Origin of the sequence: Pseudarthrobacter sp. efr-133-R2A-89 (assembly GCF_030209315.1) — a bacterium.
GTDB lineage: Bacteria > Actinomycetota > Actinomycetes > Actinomycetales > Micrococcaceae > Arthrobacter.
Window position 1 is genome coordinate 308,323 of record NZ_JARVSE010000004.1, and the last position, 17,091, is coordinate 325,413.

The following is a 17,091-nucleotide window of genomic DNA, read 5'->3' on the forward strand; positions in this document are numbered from 1 at the left end:
CGGACATGATCCTGCCACGGACCGGTGTGGGAATCGACGTCCATGCGTACGCCGGCGAGGACGAGGACCGCCCGTTGTGGCTCGGCGGACTCTTCTGGCCCGGCGAACGCGGCTTGGCCGGACATTCTGACGGCGACCCGGTGGCCCACGCCGCAGCCGATGCGCTGTTCTCCGCCGCCGGCATCGGCGATCTTGGCACCCACTTCGGCACGGACCGCCCGGAATTTGCCGGCGCGTCCGGAGTGACGCTGCTCGCCGAGGCGGCACGGATCGTCCGGGCTGCAGGTTTCGAGATCGGCAACATCGCCGTCCAGTTCGTGGCCAACCGGCCGAAATTCGGTCCCCGCCGGGAGGAAGCGCAGCACGTCCTCTCAGAGGCTGCCGGTGCACCGGTGAGCGTCACTGCCACCACCAGCGACGGCCTGGGATTCACCGGCCGTGGCGAGGGTATCTCCGCGGTGGCCACCGCCTTGGTGTACCCGCGGACCAGCGAAACCATCGGCTAGTCTGGAGCGGTGACCCTGCGCTTCTATGACACCGCCTCCGCCGAAGTCCGGAACTTCACCCCCATCGTTGAGGGCAAGGTCAGCCTCTATTACTGCGGGGCCACGGTGCAGGGAATGCCCCACGTAGGGCACATCCGCTCCGCCATCGCCTTCGACCAGCTGACCCGCTGGCTGCAATACCGGGGCCTGCGCGTCACTGTGGTCCGCAACGTCACCGACATTGACGACAAGATCCTCGCCAAATCCGGGGCATCATTCGCGCCGGACTTCATCCCCGAGCCGGGAGAAGTGCCGCGGGAGGAGTGGTGGGCGCTGGCATACCGTTACGAGCGGGAATTCCTGGCGGCCTACGACACCCTCGGCGTCTCCCGCCCAACGTACGAGCCCCGGGCCACCGGGCACATCCCCGAGATGCACGCCCTGATCCAACAGCTCATCGACCGCGGCCACGCCTACCCCGCGCTGGACGAATCAGGCGACGTGTACTTTGACGTCCGTTCCTGGGGCAACTACGGGGCACTCACCCGGCAAAACATCGACGACATGCAGGCAGCGCCCGACGCCGATCCCCGCGGGAAGAAGGATCCCCGCGACTTTGCGTTGTGGAAGGGTTCCAAAGAAGGCGAGCCGGCCACCGCCAGCTGGGCCTCGCCGTGGGGTGCGGGGCGTCCGGGCTGGCACCTGGAATGCTCCGCCATGGTCACCAAGTACCTGGGAACTGCCTTCGACATCCACGGCGGCGGACTGGACCTGCGTTTCCCGCACCACGAAAACGAGATGGCCCAGTCGCAGGCTGCGGGACATGGCTTCGCCAACTTCTGGATGCACAACGGCATGGTGACCTACCAGGGCGAAAAGATGTCCAAATCCGTTGGGAACACCATCAGCCCCACCGAAATGCTGGAACTCGCTTCCCCCCGGGTTGTCCGCTACTACCTTGGCCAGGCCCACTACCGCTCCGTCCTGGACTACCGGCCCACGTCCCTCCAGGAAGCCGCTGCCGCCGTCGAACGCATCGACGGGTTCCTGGCGAAGGCCGTGGCCCGCTTCAGCACCGATTTCGGGTTTGTGGCCGGCGGCTCCGCTGACCCGGCTGAGGCCCTGGACGCCTTTTCAACTGCGATGGACGACGACCTGAATGTTCCCCGTGCCCTGGCGGCGCTGCACGAGGCCGTGCGGGCCGGGAACACGGCCCTGGCGGACGGGGACGACGACGCTGCCCGCAAGGCGATGCACGCCGTCGTCACCATGACCGACGTCCTGGGCCTCAACGCCGTCGCCGGTTCCGGGCAGGCGGGCAGCCGGGAAGCCGACGCCCTGGGTGTCCTGGTGGAGGCGCAGCTGGCCGCCCGGGCCGCCGCCCGTGCCGCCAAGGACTGGGCTGCTTCCGACGCCATCCGGGACACCCTCAACCAGGCCGGCGTCGTGGTGGAAGACGGCGCGGACGGTGCCACCTGGAGCCTCAAACGGGACTGAGCAGCCACTGCCCCTGAGCACGCCCGCAGCCCCAGCGCGTCGATTTTTCTTCGGTCAGTAGACTGGTAGGCAGACTCAGTCAGCACAATCAAGGGTGGAACATCATGGCCAACAATGGTCGCCGATCGGTTAAAGCGAAGAAGGGCCCAACCATCGGAACCGGTGGCCATGGCCGCAAGGCCCTCGAAGGCAAGGGCCCCACGCCCAAGGCCGAGGACCGTCCGTACCACAAGGCGCACAAGGCCAAGCAACTGGCCGAGCGCTCCGCAGCCAAGCGCAGCCCGGGTGCACGCAGCGCCGGCGCCGCCAAGTCGGGCCCCAAGGGACGCGCCACCGAAGAAGTAGTCACCGGCCGCAACTCCGTGGTCGAGGCGCTCCGCGCCGGCATCCCGGCCAAGGCCCTGCACGTGGCCATCCGCATCGAGATGGACGACCGCGTCAAGGAGTCCCTGAAGCTCGCCGCCGAACGCGGCATCCCGCTGCTCGAAACCGGCAAGCCCGAACTGGACCGGATGACCGACGACGCCGTCCACCAGGGCCTGGTGCTCCAGATTCCGCCCTACGAGTACCAGGACGCGTACGAACTGGCCGAGGAGACGGTGGAGAAGTGGAAGAAGGGGCACGTCAGCAACGCGCCGCTCTTCGTCGCCCTTGACGGCATCACCGACCCCCGGAACCTCGGAGCGATCATCCGTTCCGTCTCCGCGTTCAGCGGCCACGGCGTCATTGTTCCGGAGCGCCGCTCCGTCGGTGTCACGGCCTCGGCCTGGAAGACCAGCGCCGGCGCGGCGGTCCGCGTCCCCGTTGCCCGCGCCTCCAACCTGAACAACGCCCTGAAGCAGTTCAAGGGCATGGGCATCTTCGTGCTGGGGCTCGACGGCGACGGCGACGTCTCGCTGCCCGACCTCACCCTGGCCACCGAGCCGGTCTGCATCGTGGTGGGCTCGGAAGGCAAGGGCCTGAGCCGCCTGGTCCGGGAAAACTGCGACCAGATTGTCTCCATCCCGATCGACTCCGCCATGGAGTCCCTGAACGCCTCCATGGCAGTGGGCATCTCGCTGTACGAGGTCTCCCGCCAGCGCGCGGCGGGGTAGTGGCCCACCGCCCGCGGTGCGGGCGCACAATTGCCTTGCTGTACCGGGTGAAGGGGCAGGTCAACCGCCCCGGGCGGCTATCATTTAGGTGATGGTCATGCCGCTTTTCGACACCGCATCCACCATGGACGCCTCCTCGGCCGTTCCCCTCGGTGTCAGTGTCCCGCGCGTTGATTCCGGCGGAACGCGCCACCACGCCGGCGGCCGCGCCAATGTTGCCTGTTTCGCGCCAGCCATTGCCAGCCTGGATATTCTGTACTGCCCGCCGGGCGGCCAGTGGCGGTCCCGGACCCTGCCGAACGTGGCGCGCGGCGTCCATCACGGCATCGTCGAGGACCTGCCCTTTGGTTCGCGGTACGGGTTCCGCCCGTCCTCAGACCGCCGGCCCCTGCCGCCGCACGCATCCGCCTCCGGGAACGGGGACGACGCCGGCAACCCGCCGTTGCTGTTGGACCCATACGGCCGGGCGGTGGACGAACAGGACGGACTCCTGGCCAGCGTCCGCACCGCACCAGACTTCGATTGGGGATCGGACGAGCGTCCGGCCCTGCCGTGGCGCAACACAATCCTCTATGAAGCCCATGTCAGGGGCCAGAGCAAGCTCCACTCCGACGTGCCTGAAGACCTAAGGGGCACCTACGCCGGCATGGGCCACCCAGCCGTGGTGGAGCACCTCATCAGCCTGGGCGTCACCTCCGTGCAGCTCCTGCCCGTCCACTTCCACATCGACGAACCGCACTTGCAGGACCTGGGGCTCACCAACTATTGGGGCTACAACACCGCCGCATTCTTCGCCCTGCACCCCGGGTACGCCACGCGCGCTGCCCAGGAAGCGGGTCCGCAGGCTGTCCAGGACGAGTTCAAGGCCATGGTCAAGTCACTGCACACCGCCGGTCTGGAGGTCATCCTCGACGTCGTCTACAACCACACGGCGGAGGGAACCCAGGACGGGCCGGTCATCAGCTTCCGCGGCCTGGGGGAGCAGGCGTACTACCGGATGGACAGCCACGGAAAGTACGTGGACACCACCGGGTGCGGCAACACCTTGAACTTCGGCGAACCGCATGTGGTCCAGCTGGCGGTCGATTCACTGCGGTACTGGGTGGACGAGTTCCATGTTGACGGGTTCCGGTTCGACCTTGCCGTCACCCTCTGCCGGAACGCCGGGAACGAGTTCGACCCCAACCACCCGTTCCTCACCGCCATCGCCGCGGATCCCGTGCTCTCCGGCGTCAAACTGATTGCCGAACCGTGGGACATTGGCTATGGCGGCTGGCAAACCGGGCGGTTCCCGCCAGGCTGGGTGGACTGGAACGACCACTTCCGGGACGCCGTCCGGACGTTCTGGCTGGCGGACCGGGCAGCCGTGGATGCGGGCGGCCACGGCGGAACCATGGCCAAACTCGCAGATTCGCTCTCCGGTTCGGCCGGCCTCTTCCAGGCATCCGGCCGCTCACGGCTGGCATCGGTCAATTTCGTTACGGCCCACGACGGTTTCACCATGAACGATCTCGTTTCCTTCGACCGGAAGCACAACGAGGACAACGGTGAAGAGAACAGGGACGGGCACGGCGACAACCGCAGCTACAACCACGGCGTGGAGGGGCCCACGGAGAACGGCCTGATCCTGGCTAAACGTGCGCAGTCGCGGCGCAACCTGATGGCGTCGCTGATGGTCTCGCTCGGAGTCCCCATGATCACTGCCGGTGACGAGCTGGCCCGGACGCAACTGGGCAACAACAACGCCTACTGCCAGGACAACGCCATGACTTGGCTTGACTGGACGTTGACCCCGGAGGCGCACGAAATGCTGCGCAGCACCAAGCGCTACATCCGGCTGCGCAAGGAGTTCCTGGCCGCCCAGCCCCATGATTTTCCCGTCCGGGACGAGCAGTCCTACCTTTACTGGTTCGACCAGTTCGGGCAGCCGATGTCCGCCGAGCGGTGGAACGATCCGAACCACCGCGTCCTCCAACTCCTGCTGGGCGATGACGGCGGCGCCCTCGCCGGGCTGGTAGTGGTGAACGGCGGCGCCACGGATGTGCAGATCACGCTGCCGGACCTCGGGCGGGCGGCGCCGAGCCTCTTCGAGCTGCGCCTGACCACGTCGCCGCTCCACGAGCAGCGGCAGGGTATCCGGGTCGCGTCGGGCGAGACCGATGTTGCCGAGGCCAACTCCATCAGCATCTACCGAACCTAGTCCCAAGACAACCGGCCGGCAGGTACACCCCAATGCGCAACCGCTCCATGCTTCCATTGCTCCTTACCGCCCTGGTGGTGCTGGCGCTGGTGGCGTTCGGCGGGGCCGGGCTGTTGGGCGGCCAAGGGGAAGGCACGACGCCGGGCGCGGCTTCCGGCGCCAGCGCGGCTCCCGGCGGCCCGGGTTCGCCGGCGCCGGGTAAGAGCGCGGCGCCACACCGGGGAGCCAACCCGTCCAGCCTGCCGGAAATCCGTGAGTCCGCGCTGCCGGTGGATGGACGCCGCGTCCTGGCGCTGATCCGGGCCGGCGGCCCGTACCAGTTCAGCCAGGACGACCAGGTGTTCGGCAACTTTGAGCGCGTCCTGCCCGCGCGGGACCGGGGTTACTACCGCGAGTACACGGTTCCAACGCCCGGCGAACCGGACCGGGGAGCACGCCGGATCGTGGCAGGCGACGGCGGGGAGAAGTATTACACCGGTGACCACTACGCGACATTCAAGTACATAGCGGAAGGCAGCTAGGGCACCCATGAAAATTCTTTCCGGCGATACTTGGACCCTCGAAGAGCTGAAGGCGCAGGTATCGGACGCCGGGCGTCGCAGCCTTGTGGTTCCGCCGGCCGACAGCAAACGCGCCGTCCTGGAAACCTTTGGCGAGGTCCTGGACTTCCCCGAGCACTACGGTGTGAACCTGGACGCGCTGAACGATTCGCTGCACGACTTCGCGGACAACATCACGGACAACGGCAATCCGCCGGTGACAGTCCTTTGGCAGGTGGCCGCCCCGTTCCGTGGCGACAGGGCCTTCGGCATCGTCTGTGAAATCCTGCAGGACGCCGAGCGCTACGCCGGGAAGGACCTTGCCGTCACGGCTGTCCTGCTCTGAGGCTCCTGCCTCCAAGGGCGGTGGGCTCCCGCAGGCACCTGGGGTCCGGCCGGCCGGGGCAGGCCGGACACCAGGTCAGGCGTTGACGATCAGGCCGAGCTCCGCTTTCGAGGCCAGTGCCTCGTGCCGGGGCAGCACCCGGACCGTGTAGCCGAACGGTCCGGAGCGGTCGATCAGCAGTGAGCCGCTGAACAGGTGGCGGCCGCTGCCCAGGTCTTCCTTCACCTGCAGTTCCATCATGGTGATGTCCGCCAGGGTGTCGTTCTCCTCGGCCCTTCCGTACGCCACCTCAACGCAGACATCTTCCGGAGTCAGTGCGTTCAGCGCCACGTATGCATTGACCTGGAGGATGTCGCCGATCTGCGGGTCCTCCGAAACGCCCACCGAATCCACATGCTCCACGTGGACCTGCGGCCAGGAGCCGCGAACCTTGGCCGTCCAGGCCGCCAGTGCCCGCGCCTGTGCATATGAATTCGCGGTGGCACTACGGCCTGCGTCGGCCGCCGGACGGTAGAGGATGTTTACGTAGTCCCGGAGCATCCGCTCGGCGGACACGGCGGGTCCCAGGTGCGAGAGCGTGTGCTTGATCATGGATACCCAGTGCGTGGGAACTGTCTCGCTCCGGGTGGTGGAGGGGCCGGCGGCCCCCGCACCCTCGGACACCGTGCTCCCGTAGAAGCGCGGCGCCACCTGCGTTTCCAGCAGCTCGTACAGGGCGGCGGCCTCGATGTCGTCCCGCTCTTCCGGGGATGCGTCGTTGTTGGCCGTCGGAATTGCCCAGCCGTTCTCGCCGTCGTACATCTCGTCCCACCAGCCGTCCAGGACGGACAGGTTCAGCGACCCGTTCAGGGCGGCCTTCATGCCGGACGTACCGCAGGCCTCCAACGGCCGCAGCGGGTTGTTCAGCCACACGTCGCAGCCAGGGAACAGTGTCCTGGCCATCGCGATGTCGTAGTTGGGCAGGAAAGCGATGCGGTGCCGGACCTCGGGGTCGTCGGTAAACCGCACCAGGTCCTGGATCATCTTCTTGCCGGCGTCGTCGGCAGGGTGGGACTTTCCGGCGATAACCAACTGGATGGGGTGGTCCTTGTGCAGCAGGAGTGCCTTGAGCCGCGCAGGTTCCCGCAGCATCAGGGTCAGGCGCTTGTACGTGGGCACGCGGCGGGCAAACCCGATGGTGAGCACGTCCGGGTCCAGCACGTTGTCCGTCCAGCCCAGTTCGGCGTCGGCCGCGCCGCGCTTCTTCCACGCAGCACGGAGCCGGCGGCGCACGTCGTCCACCAGTGCCGCCCGCATTTCGCGGCGCAGCGCCCACACGTCGGCGTCGCTGACGTTGTAGGCCAGGTCCCATTTGCCCAGCGCTTCGGCCTCGGTGCCGAACTGGTCCCGGGCCAGCTTGGAGATCCGGCTGTCCACCCACGTGGGCACGTGGACACCGTTGGTGACGGAGGTAATGGGAACTTCCGAGTGGTCGAATCCCGGCCACAGGGCAGAGAACATCCCGCGCGACACCTCACCGTGGAGCTTGGCCACGCCATTGGCGCGCTGGGCCAGGCGGAGGCCCATGACGGCCATGTTGAAGACGGCGGGGTTTCCGTCGGCGTAGTTTTCGCGGCCCAGTTCCAGGATCCTGTCCAGCGGGACGGCGGGTGCCAGGCCGGCCTGGAAGAAATGGCTGATCTGGGCGATCTCGAACCTGTCAATGCCCGCGGGGACCGGGGTGTGGGTGGTGAACACCGTGGAGGCGCGGCCGGCGGCCAACGCCTCGTCGAACGTCAGGGCCTGTTCCCCTGACATCAGTTCCTGGATGCGTTCGATGCCCAGGAATCCTGCGTGTCCCTCGTTGGTGTGGAACACCTCCGGGGCGGGGGACCCTGTCAGCCTCTGGAACGCCCGCAAGGCCTTGACCCCGCCCATGCCCAGCAGCAGTTCCTGCTGCAGCCGGTGGTCACCGCCACCGCCGTACAGCCGGTCGGTGATGCTCCGCGCGGCGTCGTCGTTGCCGGGCACGTTGGAGTCCAGCAGGAGCAGCGGGACGCGACCGACGTCGGCACGCCAGATATGCGCCAGCAGGCGGCGGCCGTTGGGCAGGGGCAGCGATACCTCCACGGCCTTTCCGTTGCCGTCCGGGGACGGCTCGCGGAGCAGTGTAAGGGGCAGGCCGTCGGGATCCAGGACAGGGTAGGTCTCCTGCTGCCAGGCGTCCCGGGACAGTGACTGCTTGAAGTAGCCGGCCTGGTAGAGCAGGCCCACACCCACCAAGGGAACGCCCAGGTCCGAGGCCGCCTTGAGGTGGTCGCCGGCCAGGATGCCCAGGCCGCCCGAGTACTGGGGGAGGACCTCGGTGATTCCGAATTCAGGCGAGAAGTATGCGATGGAGGCGGGTGCATCCGGGCCCAGGCCCTGGTACCAGCGCGGCTCCTCGAGATACCGGTCAAGGTCCTCTTCGGCCGCTCGGACCCGGTCCACCACGGACTGGTCCGCGGCCAGCCGCTGGAACTCCTCCCGGCTGACCATGCCCAGGAAACCGATGGGGTCCTGCCCGCTTTCCTCCCACAGGCGCGGGTTGAGCCCGGCGAAGAGCTCGCGCGTTGGGCGGTGCCAGGACCACCGCAAGTTGCTGGCCAACCGGGCCAGCGGCCGGATGGGCTCGGGGAGGACTGTACGGACCGTAAACCTGCGGATTGCCTTCACCTGCGCCACACTAACCGACAACATGCCGGGCCGGAACAAGCTTTGGGTTTCTTTTGGGTAAATGACAGGGGCGTGAAGAAAATGGGCGGCGGCGCGATGGATTTTAGGGAGCAGCCTTAGCAATCCTGGGCATTTCTCGCTAACGTCGAGCCTGTGACGACTAACTCAGGAACCAGTGCCGCATCTACCAAAATGCCCCAGCGCCGCATCACCGAGGGTCTGCGGTTCGGACGTTTTCCCATCACCAATGTGCAGCCCGTCGTCGACGGCGGAAAGGTCCCCGCCAAAGCCCTGCCGGGCGAGGCCATTGTTGTGGGGGCCACCGCCTTCAGGGAAGGCCATGACCAACTCGGCGTCAGCGCCGTGCTCCTGGACCCCACGGGTGCCGAGCGGCAGCGGGTCCGGCTTTCCCCGCCCCGCGGGGAACGCGGAATGGGGACCGACCGGTGGGAGGGCGTCCTCACGCCGTCGGAAACCGGCGACTGGTCCTTCGTCATCGAAGCCTGGCACGACCGCTACGGCACCTGGCACCACAATGCCGAGGTGAAGATCGACGCCGGCATCGACGTCGAGCTCATGCTTGCCGAAGGTGCCAAGCTGCTCGGTGAAGCCTCCTCGGAAGACTTCCGGGACGAGGTGGACCAGGCAGCCCTCCGGCATGCCTCCGAAGTCCTGGCTGACCAGTCCCGCAGCACCGAGGAACGCCTCGCTGCGGGGTTCGGCCAGGAAATCGCGGACATCGTTGCCCGCCAGCCCATCCGCGAACTGGTGACCGTCTCGGAGAAGTTCCCCCTTCTGGTTGAGCGGGACCGGGCAGGCCGGGGTGCTTGGTACGAGTTCTTCCCGCGGTCCGAAGGCGCTGTCAAGGACCACAACACCGGCGTCTGGACCTCAGGAAACTTCCGGACGGCAGCCCGCCGCCTCGACGCCGTCGCGGCCATGGGCTTCGACGTCCTTTACATGCCCCCGATCCACCCCATCGGCGTCCAGCACCGCAAGGGGCCCAACAACACCCTCGTGGCCGGGCCGCATGATCCGGGTTCGCCCTGGGCCATCGGCGCCAAGGAGGGCGGCCACGACGCCATCCACCCCGATCTCGGTTCCTTCGAGGACTTTGACGCCTTCGTGGCCCGCGCCACCGAACTGGGCCTGGAAGTTGCGCTGGACCTGGCCCTGCAGGCGGCCCCCGACCACCCCTGGGTGGAGACGCACCCCGAGTGGTTCACCACCAGGGTGGACGGCAGCATCGCCTACGCGGAAAATCCGCCGAAGAAGTACCAGGACATTTATCCGCTGAATTTCGACAATGACCCGGAAGGTCTTTCCCGCGAAATTCTCCGCATTGTGCTGCTGTGGGTCAGCCACGGGGTAAAGATTTTCCGGGTGGATAACCCGCACACCAAACCGGTGTGGTTCTGGGAATGGCTTATCGCCGAGGTGAATAAGGCCGTCCCCGGCGTCGTATTCCTCGCCGAGGCATTCACCCGGCCCGCCATGATGCACGCCTTGGGCCGGGCAGGCTTCCAGCAGTCCTACACCTACTTCACCTGGCGCAACACCAAGAAGGAGATCGAGGCGTACTTCGACGAAGTCAGCCACGAATCCCCGGCGTTCTTTCGCCCCAACTTCTTCGTCAACACCCCTGACATCCTCACCGAATACCTCCAGTACGGCGGTCCCGCGGCATTCCGGATCCGGGCGGTGCTTGCCTCCACCGGAAGCCCGCTGTGGGGCGTCTACGCCGGCTACGAACTCTACGAGCACGTTGCCCGGCCCGGCGCCGAGGAATACATCGACAACGAAAAGTTCGAGTACAAGGCGCGTGACTGGGAAGCCGCCGCGGAGTCCGGGCGCTCGCTGGCACCGTACATCACGCGGCTTAACCACATCCGGCGGGACCACCCGGCCCTCTTGGACCTGCAGAACCTGACGGTCCACCAGAGCACCGACGAATCCACGGTGGTCTACTCCAAGCACAAGACCCTCCCCGACGGGACCAAGGACACCATCATTGTCGTGGTGAACGTGGACCCCCACGTCACCAAGGAATGCAGCGTCGTCCTGGACCTGGCAGCCCTGGAACTGGACCCGCAGGACCGCACCCCGGGCGGTGGCTTCTACGTGGACGACCTGATCTCAGGCCAAAGCTGGGAGTGGGGCGAGTACAACTACGTGCGGCTCGACCCGCACGTGGAACCGGCCCACATCCTGAGCGTGAGGAGAATGCATTCGTGAGTTTCAATCCGCAAAGTTCCGGCCACTTCACCCCAAAGAGCACGTTCGAGCTAAATGCCCCCGGCCTTCAGCATGACCCCCTGTGGTACCGCAAGGCCGTGTTCTACGAGGTACTGGTCCGGGCCTTTGCGGATGCCAACGGCGATGGGTCCGGGGATTTCTCCGGACTCATCGACCGGCTGGACTACCTGCAGTGGCTGGGCGTCGACTGCCTCTGGCTGCCCCCGTTCTTCCAGTCACCGTTGCGCGACGGCGGCTACGACATCTCGGACTACAACTCCGTGCTGGACGAATTCGGCACCATCAGCGACTTCAAACGGCTCGTGGCGGAAGCCCATGCCCGGGGCGTCCGGGTCATCATCGACCTGCCGCTGAACCACACCTCCGACCAGCATCCCTGGTTCCAGGAATCCCGGAAAGACCCCGACGGCCCCTTCGGCGACTTCTATGTCTGGAGCGACACGGACGAGAAGTACCAGGACGCACGCATCATCTTCGTCGACACGGAGGAATCGAACTGGACGTTCGATCCCATCCGGCGGCAGTTCTTCTGGCACAGGTTTTTCAGCCACCAGCCGGACCTGAACTTCGAAAACCCCAAGGTGATCGAGGCCGTGTTCGACGTCGTCAGGTTCTGGCTGGACCAGGGAATCGACGGGTTCCGTGCGGACGCCATCCCCTACCTCTTCGAGGAAGAGGGCACCAACTGTGAGAACCTGCCCGCCACCCACGAGTTCCTCCGCAGCCTGCGGGCCATGGTGGACGAAAGCTACCCCGGCCGTGTGATCATTGCCGAGGCAAACCAGCCGCCGAATGAGGTGGTGGAGTACTTCGGGACAGAGGAGGAACCCGAATGCCACATGGCGTTCCACTTCCCGATCATGCCCCGCCTGTACTACGCCCTCAGGGACCAGAAGGCCGCGCCCATCATCGAAACCATGCGAGACACACCGGACATCCCCGACGGTGCCCAGTGGGGGACCTTCCTGCGCAACCACGATGAGCTGACCCTGGAGATGGTCACCGCTGACGAGCGCGCGGCCATGCTGGGCTGGTACGCGCCGGACCCCCGGATGCGTGCCAACATCGGCATCCGGCGCCGGTTGGCGCCGCTGCTCGACAATTCGCGGGCCGAGATCGAGCTGATCAACGCGCTCCTGCTCTCACTTCCGGGGAGCCCGTTCCTCTACTACGGCGACGAGATCGGGATGGGGGACAACATCTGGCTCGAGGACCGGGACGCCGTCCGGACCCCGATGCAATGGAACCCAGACCGGAACGCCGGGTTTTCGCACGCCGATCCGGGAAAGCTGTACCTGCCGCCCATCCAGTCGCTGGTGTACAACTACGGCATGGCCAACGTCGAAGCCGAGGCCGCACACTCGGGGTCGCTGCTGCGCTGGACTCGCCAGATCCTGAGCGTGCGCAAGAACCACCCCGCGTTCGGCCTCGGCGGGTTCAAACACGTGGAAGCAGACCACGATGCCGTCCTGGCGTACCTGCGCGAACTGCCGGCCAGCAACCCGGCCGGCGCCCCTGCCGAAACCATTTTGTGCGCCTTCAACCTTTCCCAGCATCCCGTGGCCGCCACCCTGGCCATTCCCGAGTACGCGGGGAGGGGGCTGCGCGATGTTTTCGGCGGCCAACCCTTCCCGGGCATCGGTGATGACGGAAGCCTCACCTTGACCATCGGAAGCCATGACTTCTTCTGGCTCCGGATGCGTACGGCGGGGTCCAACCCGTCTTCGCCCTACACCCAGGCCATGCCCATCCTGTCGATAGAGAACTGAGATGAACCAGCCAATCCTCACTCCCGCCCTGACCGCGCTGCTCAAGGAATGGCTGCCGCAGCAGCGTTGGTTCCCCATCAAGACTCCCGACTTCGCCATGTCCCAAGTAGGCAGCCTGGGCCTGGCGGACCCCACCGGCCACGCCGCTTTGGCCGTGTTCCTCCTCAGTGTCAGCACGGACGGGCCCGACGGCGGCCGCCGCACCACCGTGGTCCAGGTGCCGTTGAGCTTCCGCCCGGCACCGGCCGGTGGCATGGAACGGGCGCTCGTGGGCGAAGCGGCAGGAACCGATCCCTCCCGCCCTTGGGTCTACGACGCCGTGCACGATCCTGATTTCGTCGGCGCCTGGCTGGAGCTCATCCGGCAGGAGGACAAGGCCGCAAGCGGGACCGCCACCGGACACCGCGTGGCCGGCCCATACCGGCTTCCCACCGCCAAAGGCGTGGTGAAAGTGCTGTCCGGAGAGCAGTCCAATAGTTCCGTCATCGTGGACGACGGCGAATCGGCGGCGATGGTGAAATTCTTCCGGGTGCTGTCCGACGGGACGAACCCGGAGATCGAAGTGGGGGCGGCGCTGACCACCGCCGGTACTCCCGAAGTGCCTGCAACCCTGGGCTGGGTCCGCGGAGAATGGCTGGGGCAGGGCAAGCCCGTCCAGGGCGAGCTGGCGGTAGCCCACGAATTCCTGGCCGGCGGCCGGGATGCCTGGCGGCTGGCAGTGGACGCCGCACGCCAGGGTGCCGATTTCACGGCGGAAGCACGGGCCCTCGGTGCCGCCACGGCCAACGTGCACCGGCGGCTGGCGGAGGCGCTGGGGCAATCAGCGGAGCCCAACGCCGGCAAGGGCATCGGACCCGCCGTAGCCCAACGCGTCCGCAGCGCCTGGGCGGAAGCCCGTGCCGCCGTCGGCCCCTATGACGCCGCTTTGGATGCCCTCCTGGCCGGCCTTGACGGGGCACCCACCGGCCCCCTGCAGCGCATCCACGCCGACCTCCACCTGGGCCAAATCCTGCAGGTCGCAGGGCAAACCGGTGGCCAGTCCCGGTGGGCCATCCTCGATTTCGAGGGCGAACCGCTGCGGCCCATCGCCGAACGGAACATCCCCGACGTGCCTCTTCGCGACGTGGTGGGAATGTTGCGGTCCTTCGACTACGCGGCCGGCGCCGCCCAACGCGAGCAGGAGGGCGCCCAGGTCCCCGACACCTGGGTGGACGACTGCGCGGACGCGTTCCTGGAGGGGTACGGGGCCGTCATTCCCGGCACGGTGGACCGGACCTCGCCCTTGTTTGTGGCATTGTGGCTGGACAAGGCGCTGTACGAAGTTGTTTATGAAATGCGTAACAGGCCCGACTGGCTGGCGATCCCCGTGAACGCTTCCAGGCGGCTCCTGAGCGGTAACGGCACCGGCGATCAGGCCGGCGCAGCATCGGAAGGTAACGAAATGACAGGCTCAGCACAAACTGACCGCCCGGGGGGTCCGCTGCACGTGGACGAAGGCACCCTGGGCAAGATCGCGAACGGTGAACACCACGCGCCCCATTCCGTCCTTGGAGCGCACCTGGACGACTACGGTCATGTCACCGTCCGGACCGTCAAGCACCTGGCCGAGGCAGTCGCCGTCGTAACCCAAGCCGGCGAAGTACCTATGGAACACGAAGCCCACGGCGTGTGGGTTGCCGTCCTGGAACCCGTGCAGCAGGGCCATGTCCCCGACTACCGGCTCTCGGTCACGTACCCTGGCAACGAGCCGGTGACGGTTGATGAGCCGTACCGCTACCTGCCCACCGTAGGCGAAGTGGACCTGCACCTCATCGGCGAGGGCCGGCACGAGAAACTCTGGGAGGTTCTCGGTGCCCACGTCCAGCACTACAAATCTTCACTCGGAGACGTCAATGGTGTCTCCTTTGCCGTGTGGGCTCCCAACGCCCAGGCTGTCCGCGTCAAGGGCGATTTCAACGCCTGGGACGGACGCGAAAACTCGCTCCGCTCACTGGGATCATCCGGGGTGTGGGAAGTCTTCATCCCAGGGGTTGCAGCGGGCGCCTGCTACAAATTCGAAATCCTGACCCGCGGCGGATACTGGGTGGAAAAAGCCGACCCCCTGGCGTTCGGCACTGAAGTTCCCCCGCTCACGGCGTCCCGGGTGGTGGAACCCTCCTACGCCTTCAAGGACGCCGAGTGGATGGAAGCACGGGCCCAGCGCGATCCCCACAACTCGGCCATGAGCGTGTACGAGGTGCACCTTGGGTCCTGGCGGCTGGGACTTGGCTACCGGGAACTCGCCAAGGAACTGGTGGAGTACGTCAAATGGCTGGGGTTCACCCACGTGGAGTTCATGCCGGTGGCGGAACACCCGTTCGGTGGTTCATGGGGCTACCAGGTCACGTCCTACTTCGCGCCGACGTCCCGCTTCGGCCACCCCGACGAGTTCCGCTACCTGGTGGACACGCTCCACCAGGCCGGAATTGGCGTCCTGCTGGACTGGGTCCCTGCCCACTTCCCGAAGGACGCCTGGGCGCTGGCACGCTTCGACGGCGAGCCCCTCTACGAGCACTCTGATCCGGCCCTTGGCGAGCACCCGGACTGGGGGACCCTGATCTTCGACTTCGGCCGCACCGAGGTCCGGAACTTCCTGGTGGCGAACGCCCTGTACTGGCTGGACGAGTTCCACATTGACGGCTTGCGCGTGGATGCGGTGGCATCAATGCTCTACCTCGACTACTCCAGGAAGGAAGGCGAGTGGCGGCCCAACCGCTTCGGCGGCCGGGAAAACCTGGAAGCCATCTCCTTCCTGCAGGAAGTCAACGCCACCGTCTACAAGACACACCCGGGCGCCGTCATGATCGCCGAAGAGTCGACGGCATTCCCGGGTGTGACTGCCCCCACGAGCCACGGCGGCCTCGGCTTCGGTCTGAAGTGGAACATGGGCTGGATGCACGACTCGCTGAAGTACATCTCAGAGGACCCCTACAACCGCAGGTGGCACCACGGAACGGTGACGTTCTCCCTGGTGTATGCGTTCACGGAGAACTTCCTGCTTCCCATCAGCCACGACGAGGTAGTCCACGGCAAAGGCTCCATGCTCCGCAAGATGCCGGGCGACCGCTGGCAGCAGCTGGCAAACCTCCGCGCGTTCTTTGCCTACCAGTGGGCACATCCCGGCAAGCAGCTCATCTTCATGGGTACGGAATTCGGGCAGGAAGCGGAATGGTCCGAACAGCACGGGCTGGACTGGTGGCTGGCAGACATTCCGGCGCACAAGGGACTGCAGCTGCTGACCAAGGACCTCAACGAGCTCTACAAGTCAACGCCGGCCCTCTACACCCAGGACAACGTCCCGGCCGGGTTCCAGTGGATCAACGGGGGAGACACAGACCGTAACGTCCTCTCGTTCATCAGGTGGGGCACCGACGGCGAACCGATCGTCTGCGCCATCAACTTCTCCGGCGGCCCGCATGTCGGTTACACCTTGGGCGTGCCATCGGCCGGCGCCTGGTCTGAGGTCCTCAACACCGACCACACCAACTACGGCGGATCCGGCGTCCTCAACACTGGGGAGCTGACAGCCACCGCCGAGGGACAGGACGGGCAGCCGGCCACCCTGACGGTGACGCTGCCTCCGCTGGGCGCGTCCTACTTCAAGCCCGGAGCTCCCACCTCGGCCTGAGCACCCAAGGACTCTCCGCAGTGAGTCGGAAGGGCCCGGAATCCGACAGGATTCCGGGCCCTTCGCCTTGGCGAACCTGGCCGGGCGACGGCGGCCCAGGCAGTCGCTGCACGCCGACTGGCGATCCCGAATAAGTGGTGGTAGAGTTTATTTCCGCGCTGCTCCACGGAGTCAGGCGGACAACCGATCCCCCAAGCTTATGCTGAGGAAGATCGCGAACGCCGATTTGACACGCTGGAAGTCAGCCGGTAAGTTTGGAAAGTTGCTCCGGAGCGATCTGCGACTGTTTGTTTGGTTGTGGTGGTGCCGGGTGTGTCTGTTGTTTGAGAACTCAATAGTGTGCCAAGTTTGTTGATACCAATTGTTTTATGGATTGGTTGAATGTGCTGTGCCGCCACCCCGTGGTGTGCATGGTGTTTTTGGCTGGTTTCAAATTTTGTGCAGCCGGGTGTGGTGTTATTTCCACCTGCTTGGTTGTGTCTGTTTTTCTTCAACGGAGAGTTTGATCCTGGCTCAGGATGAACGCTGGCGGCGTGCTTAACAC

At 66.1% G+C, this 17,091-nt stretch carries 11 protein-coding genes; 9 read left to right on the forward strand and 2 right to left on the reverse strand.

Features of this window, described 5'->3' with window-relative positions:
* Positions 1-5: 5 nt before the first annotated feature.
* The 6 genes from ispF (at position 6) to QRM95_RS09135 (ending at position 6,161) form a co-directional block, all read left to right on the forward strand.
* Positions 6-506: a 2-C-methyl-D-erythritol 2,4-cyclodiphosphate synthase gene (ispF, locus tag QRM95_RS09110; protein ID WP_285247458.1), complete on the forward strand. Its 501-nt coding sequence runs from the start codon at positions 6-8 to the stop codon at positions 504-506.
* A 9-nt stretch (positions 507-515) separates the two neighbouring features.
* On the forward strand, positions 516-1,982 hold the full coding sequence (gene cysS / locus QRM95_RS09115) for a cysteine--tRNA ligase (protein ID WP_285247459.1): 1,467 nt from the start codon (positions 516-518) through the stop codon (positions 1,980-1,982).
* A gap of 104 nt (positions 1,983-2,086) precedes the next feature.
* Positions 2,087-3,076 carry a 23S rRNA (guanosine(2251)-2'-O)-methyltransferase RlmB gene (rlmB, locus tag QRM95_RS09120; protein WP_109044715.1) on the forward strand — a complete coding sequence of 330 codons (990 nt, stop codon included), beginning with the start codon at positions 2,087-2,089 and terminating at the stop codon, positions 3,074-3,076.
* Between the two features lie 91 nt (positions 3,077-3,167).
* On the forward strand, positions 3,168-5,276 hold the full coding sequence (gene glgX, locus QRM95_RS09125; protein ID WP_285247460.1) for a glycogen debranching protein GlgX: 2,109 nt from the start codon (positions 3,168-3,170) through the stop codon (positions 5,274-5,276).
* Positions 5,277-5,308: 32 nt separating this feature from the next.
* Complete coding sequence (locus QRM95_RS09130) at positions 5,309-5,797, forward strand: guanyl-specific ribonuclease (RefSeq protein ID WP_285247461.1); 489 nt, start codon at positions 5,309-5,311, stop codon at positions 5,795-5,797.
* 7 nt (positions 5,798-5,804) lie between these two features.
* A complete protein-coding gene (locus tag QRM95_RS09135) occupies positions 5,805-6,161 on the forward strand; it encodes a barstar family protein (protein WP_285247462.1) in 357 nt (118 codons plus the stop codon).
* A gap of 75 nt (positions 6,162-6,236) precedes the next feature.
* Here the strand turns inward: QRM95_RS09135 and glgP are convergent, their stop codons facing one another.
* Entirely contained in the window at positions 6,237-8,855 is a 2,619-nt protein-coding gene (gene glgP / locus QRM95_RS09140) for an alpha-glucan family phosphorylase (RefSeq protein ID WP_285247463.1), read from the reverse strand.
* Positions 8,856-9,047: 192 nt separating this feature from the next.
* On the opposite strand from glgP, the gene QRM95_RS09145 reads away from it, so the two are divergent.
* The 3 genes from QRM95_RS09145 to QRM95_RS09155 are packed head-to-tail and all read left to right on the forward strand — an operon-like array spanning position 9,048 to position 16,547.
* Positions 9,048-11,090, forward strand: a complete 2,043-nt coding sequence (locus QRM95_RS09145) for an alpha-1,4-glucan--maltose-1-phosphate maltosyltransferase (RefSeq protein ID WP_285247478.1) — start codon at positions 9,048-9,050, stop codon at positions 11,088-11,090.
* Positions 11,087-12,880 (forward strand): maltose alpha-D-glucosyltransferase, encoded by a 1,794-nt coding sequence (gene treS, locus QRM95_RS09150; RefSeq protein ID WP_285247464.1) that lies wholly within the window; start codon positions 11,087-11,089, stop codon positions 12,878-12,880. The genes QRM95_RS09145 and treS overlap by 4 nt, the downstream gene beginning before the upstream one ends.
* Position 12,881: 1 nt before the next feature.
* A complete protein-coding gene (locus QRM95_RS09155) occupies positions 12,882-16,547 on the forward strand; it encodes a 1,4-alpha-glucan branching enzyme (protein ID WP_285247465.1) in 3,666 nt (1,221 codons plus the stop codon).
* A gap of 197 nt (positions 16,548-16,744) precedes the next feature.
* Here QRM95_RS09155 and QRM95_RS09160 read toward each other — a convergent pair.
* Positions 16,745-17,091: hypothetical protein (locus QRM95_RS09160; RefSeq protein ID WP_285247466.1), on the reverse strand; the 347-nt coding region annotated here is incomplete at its 5' end.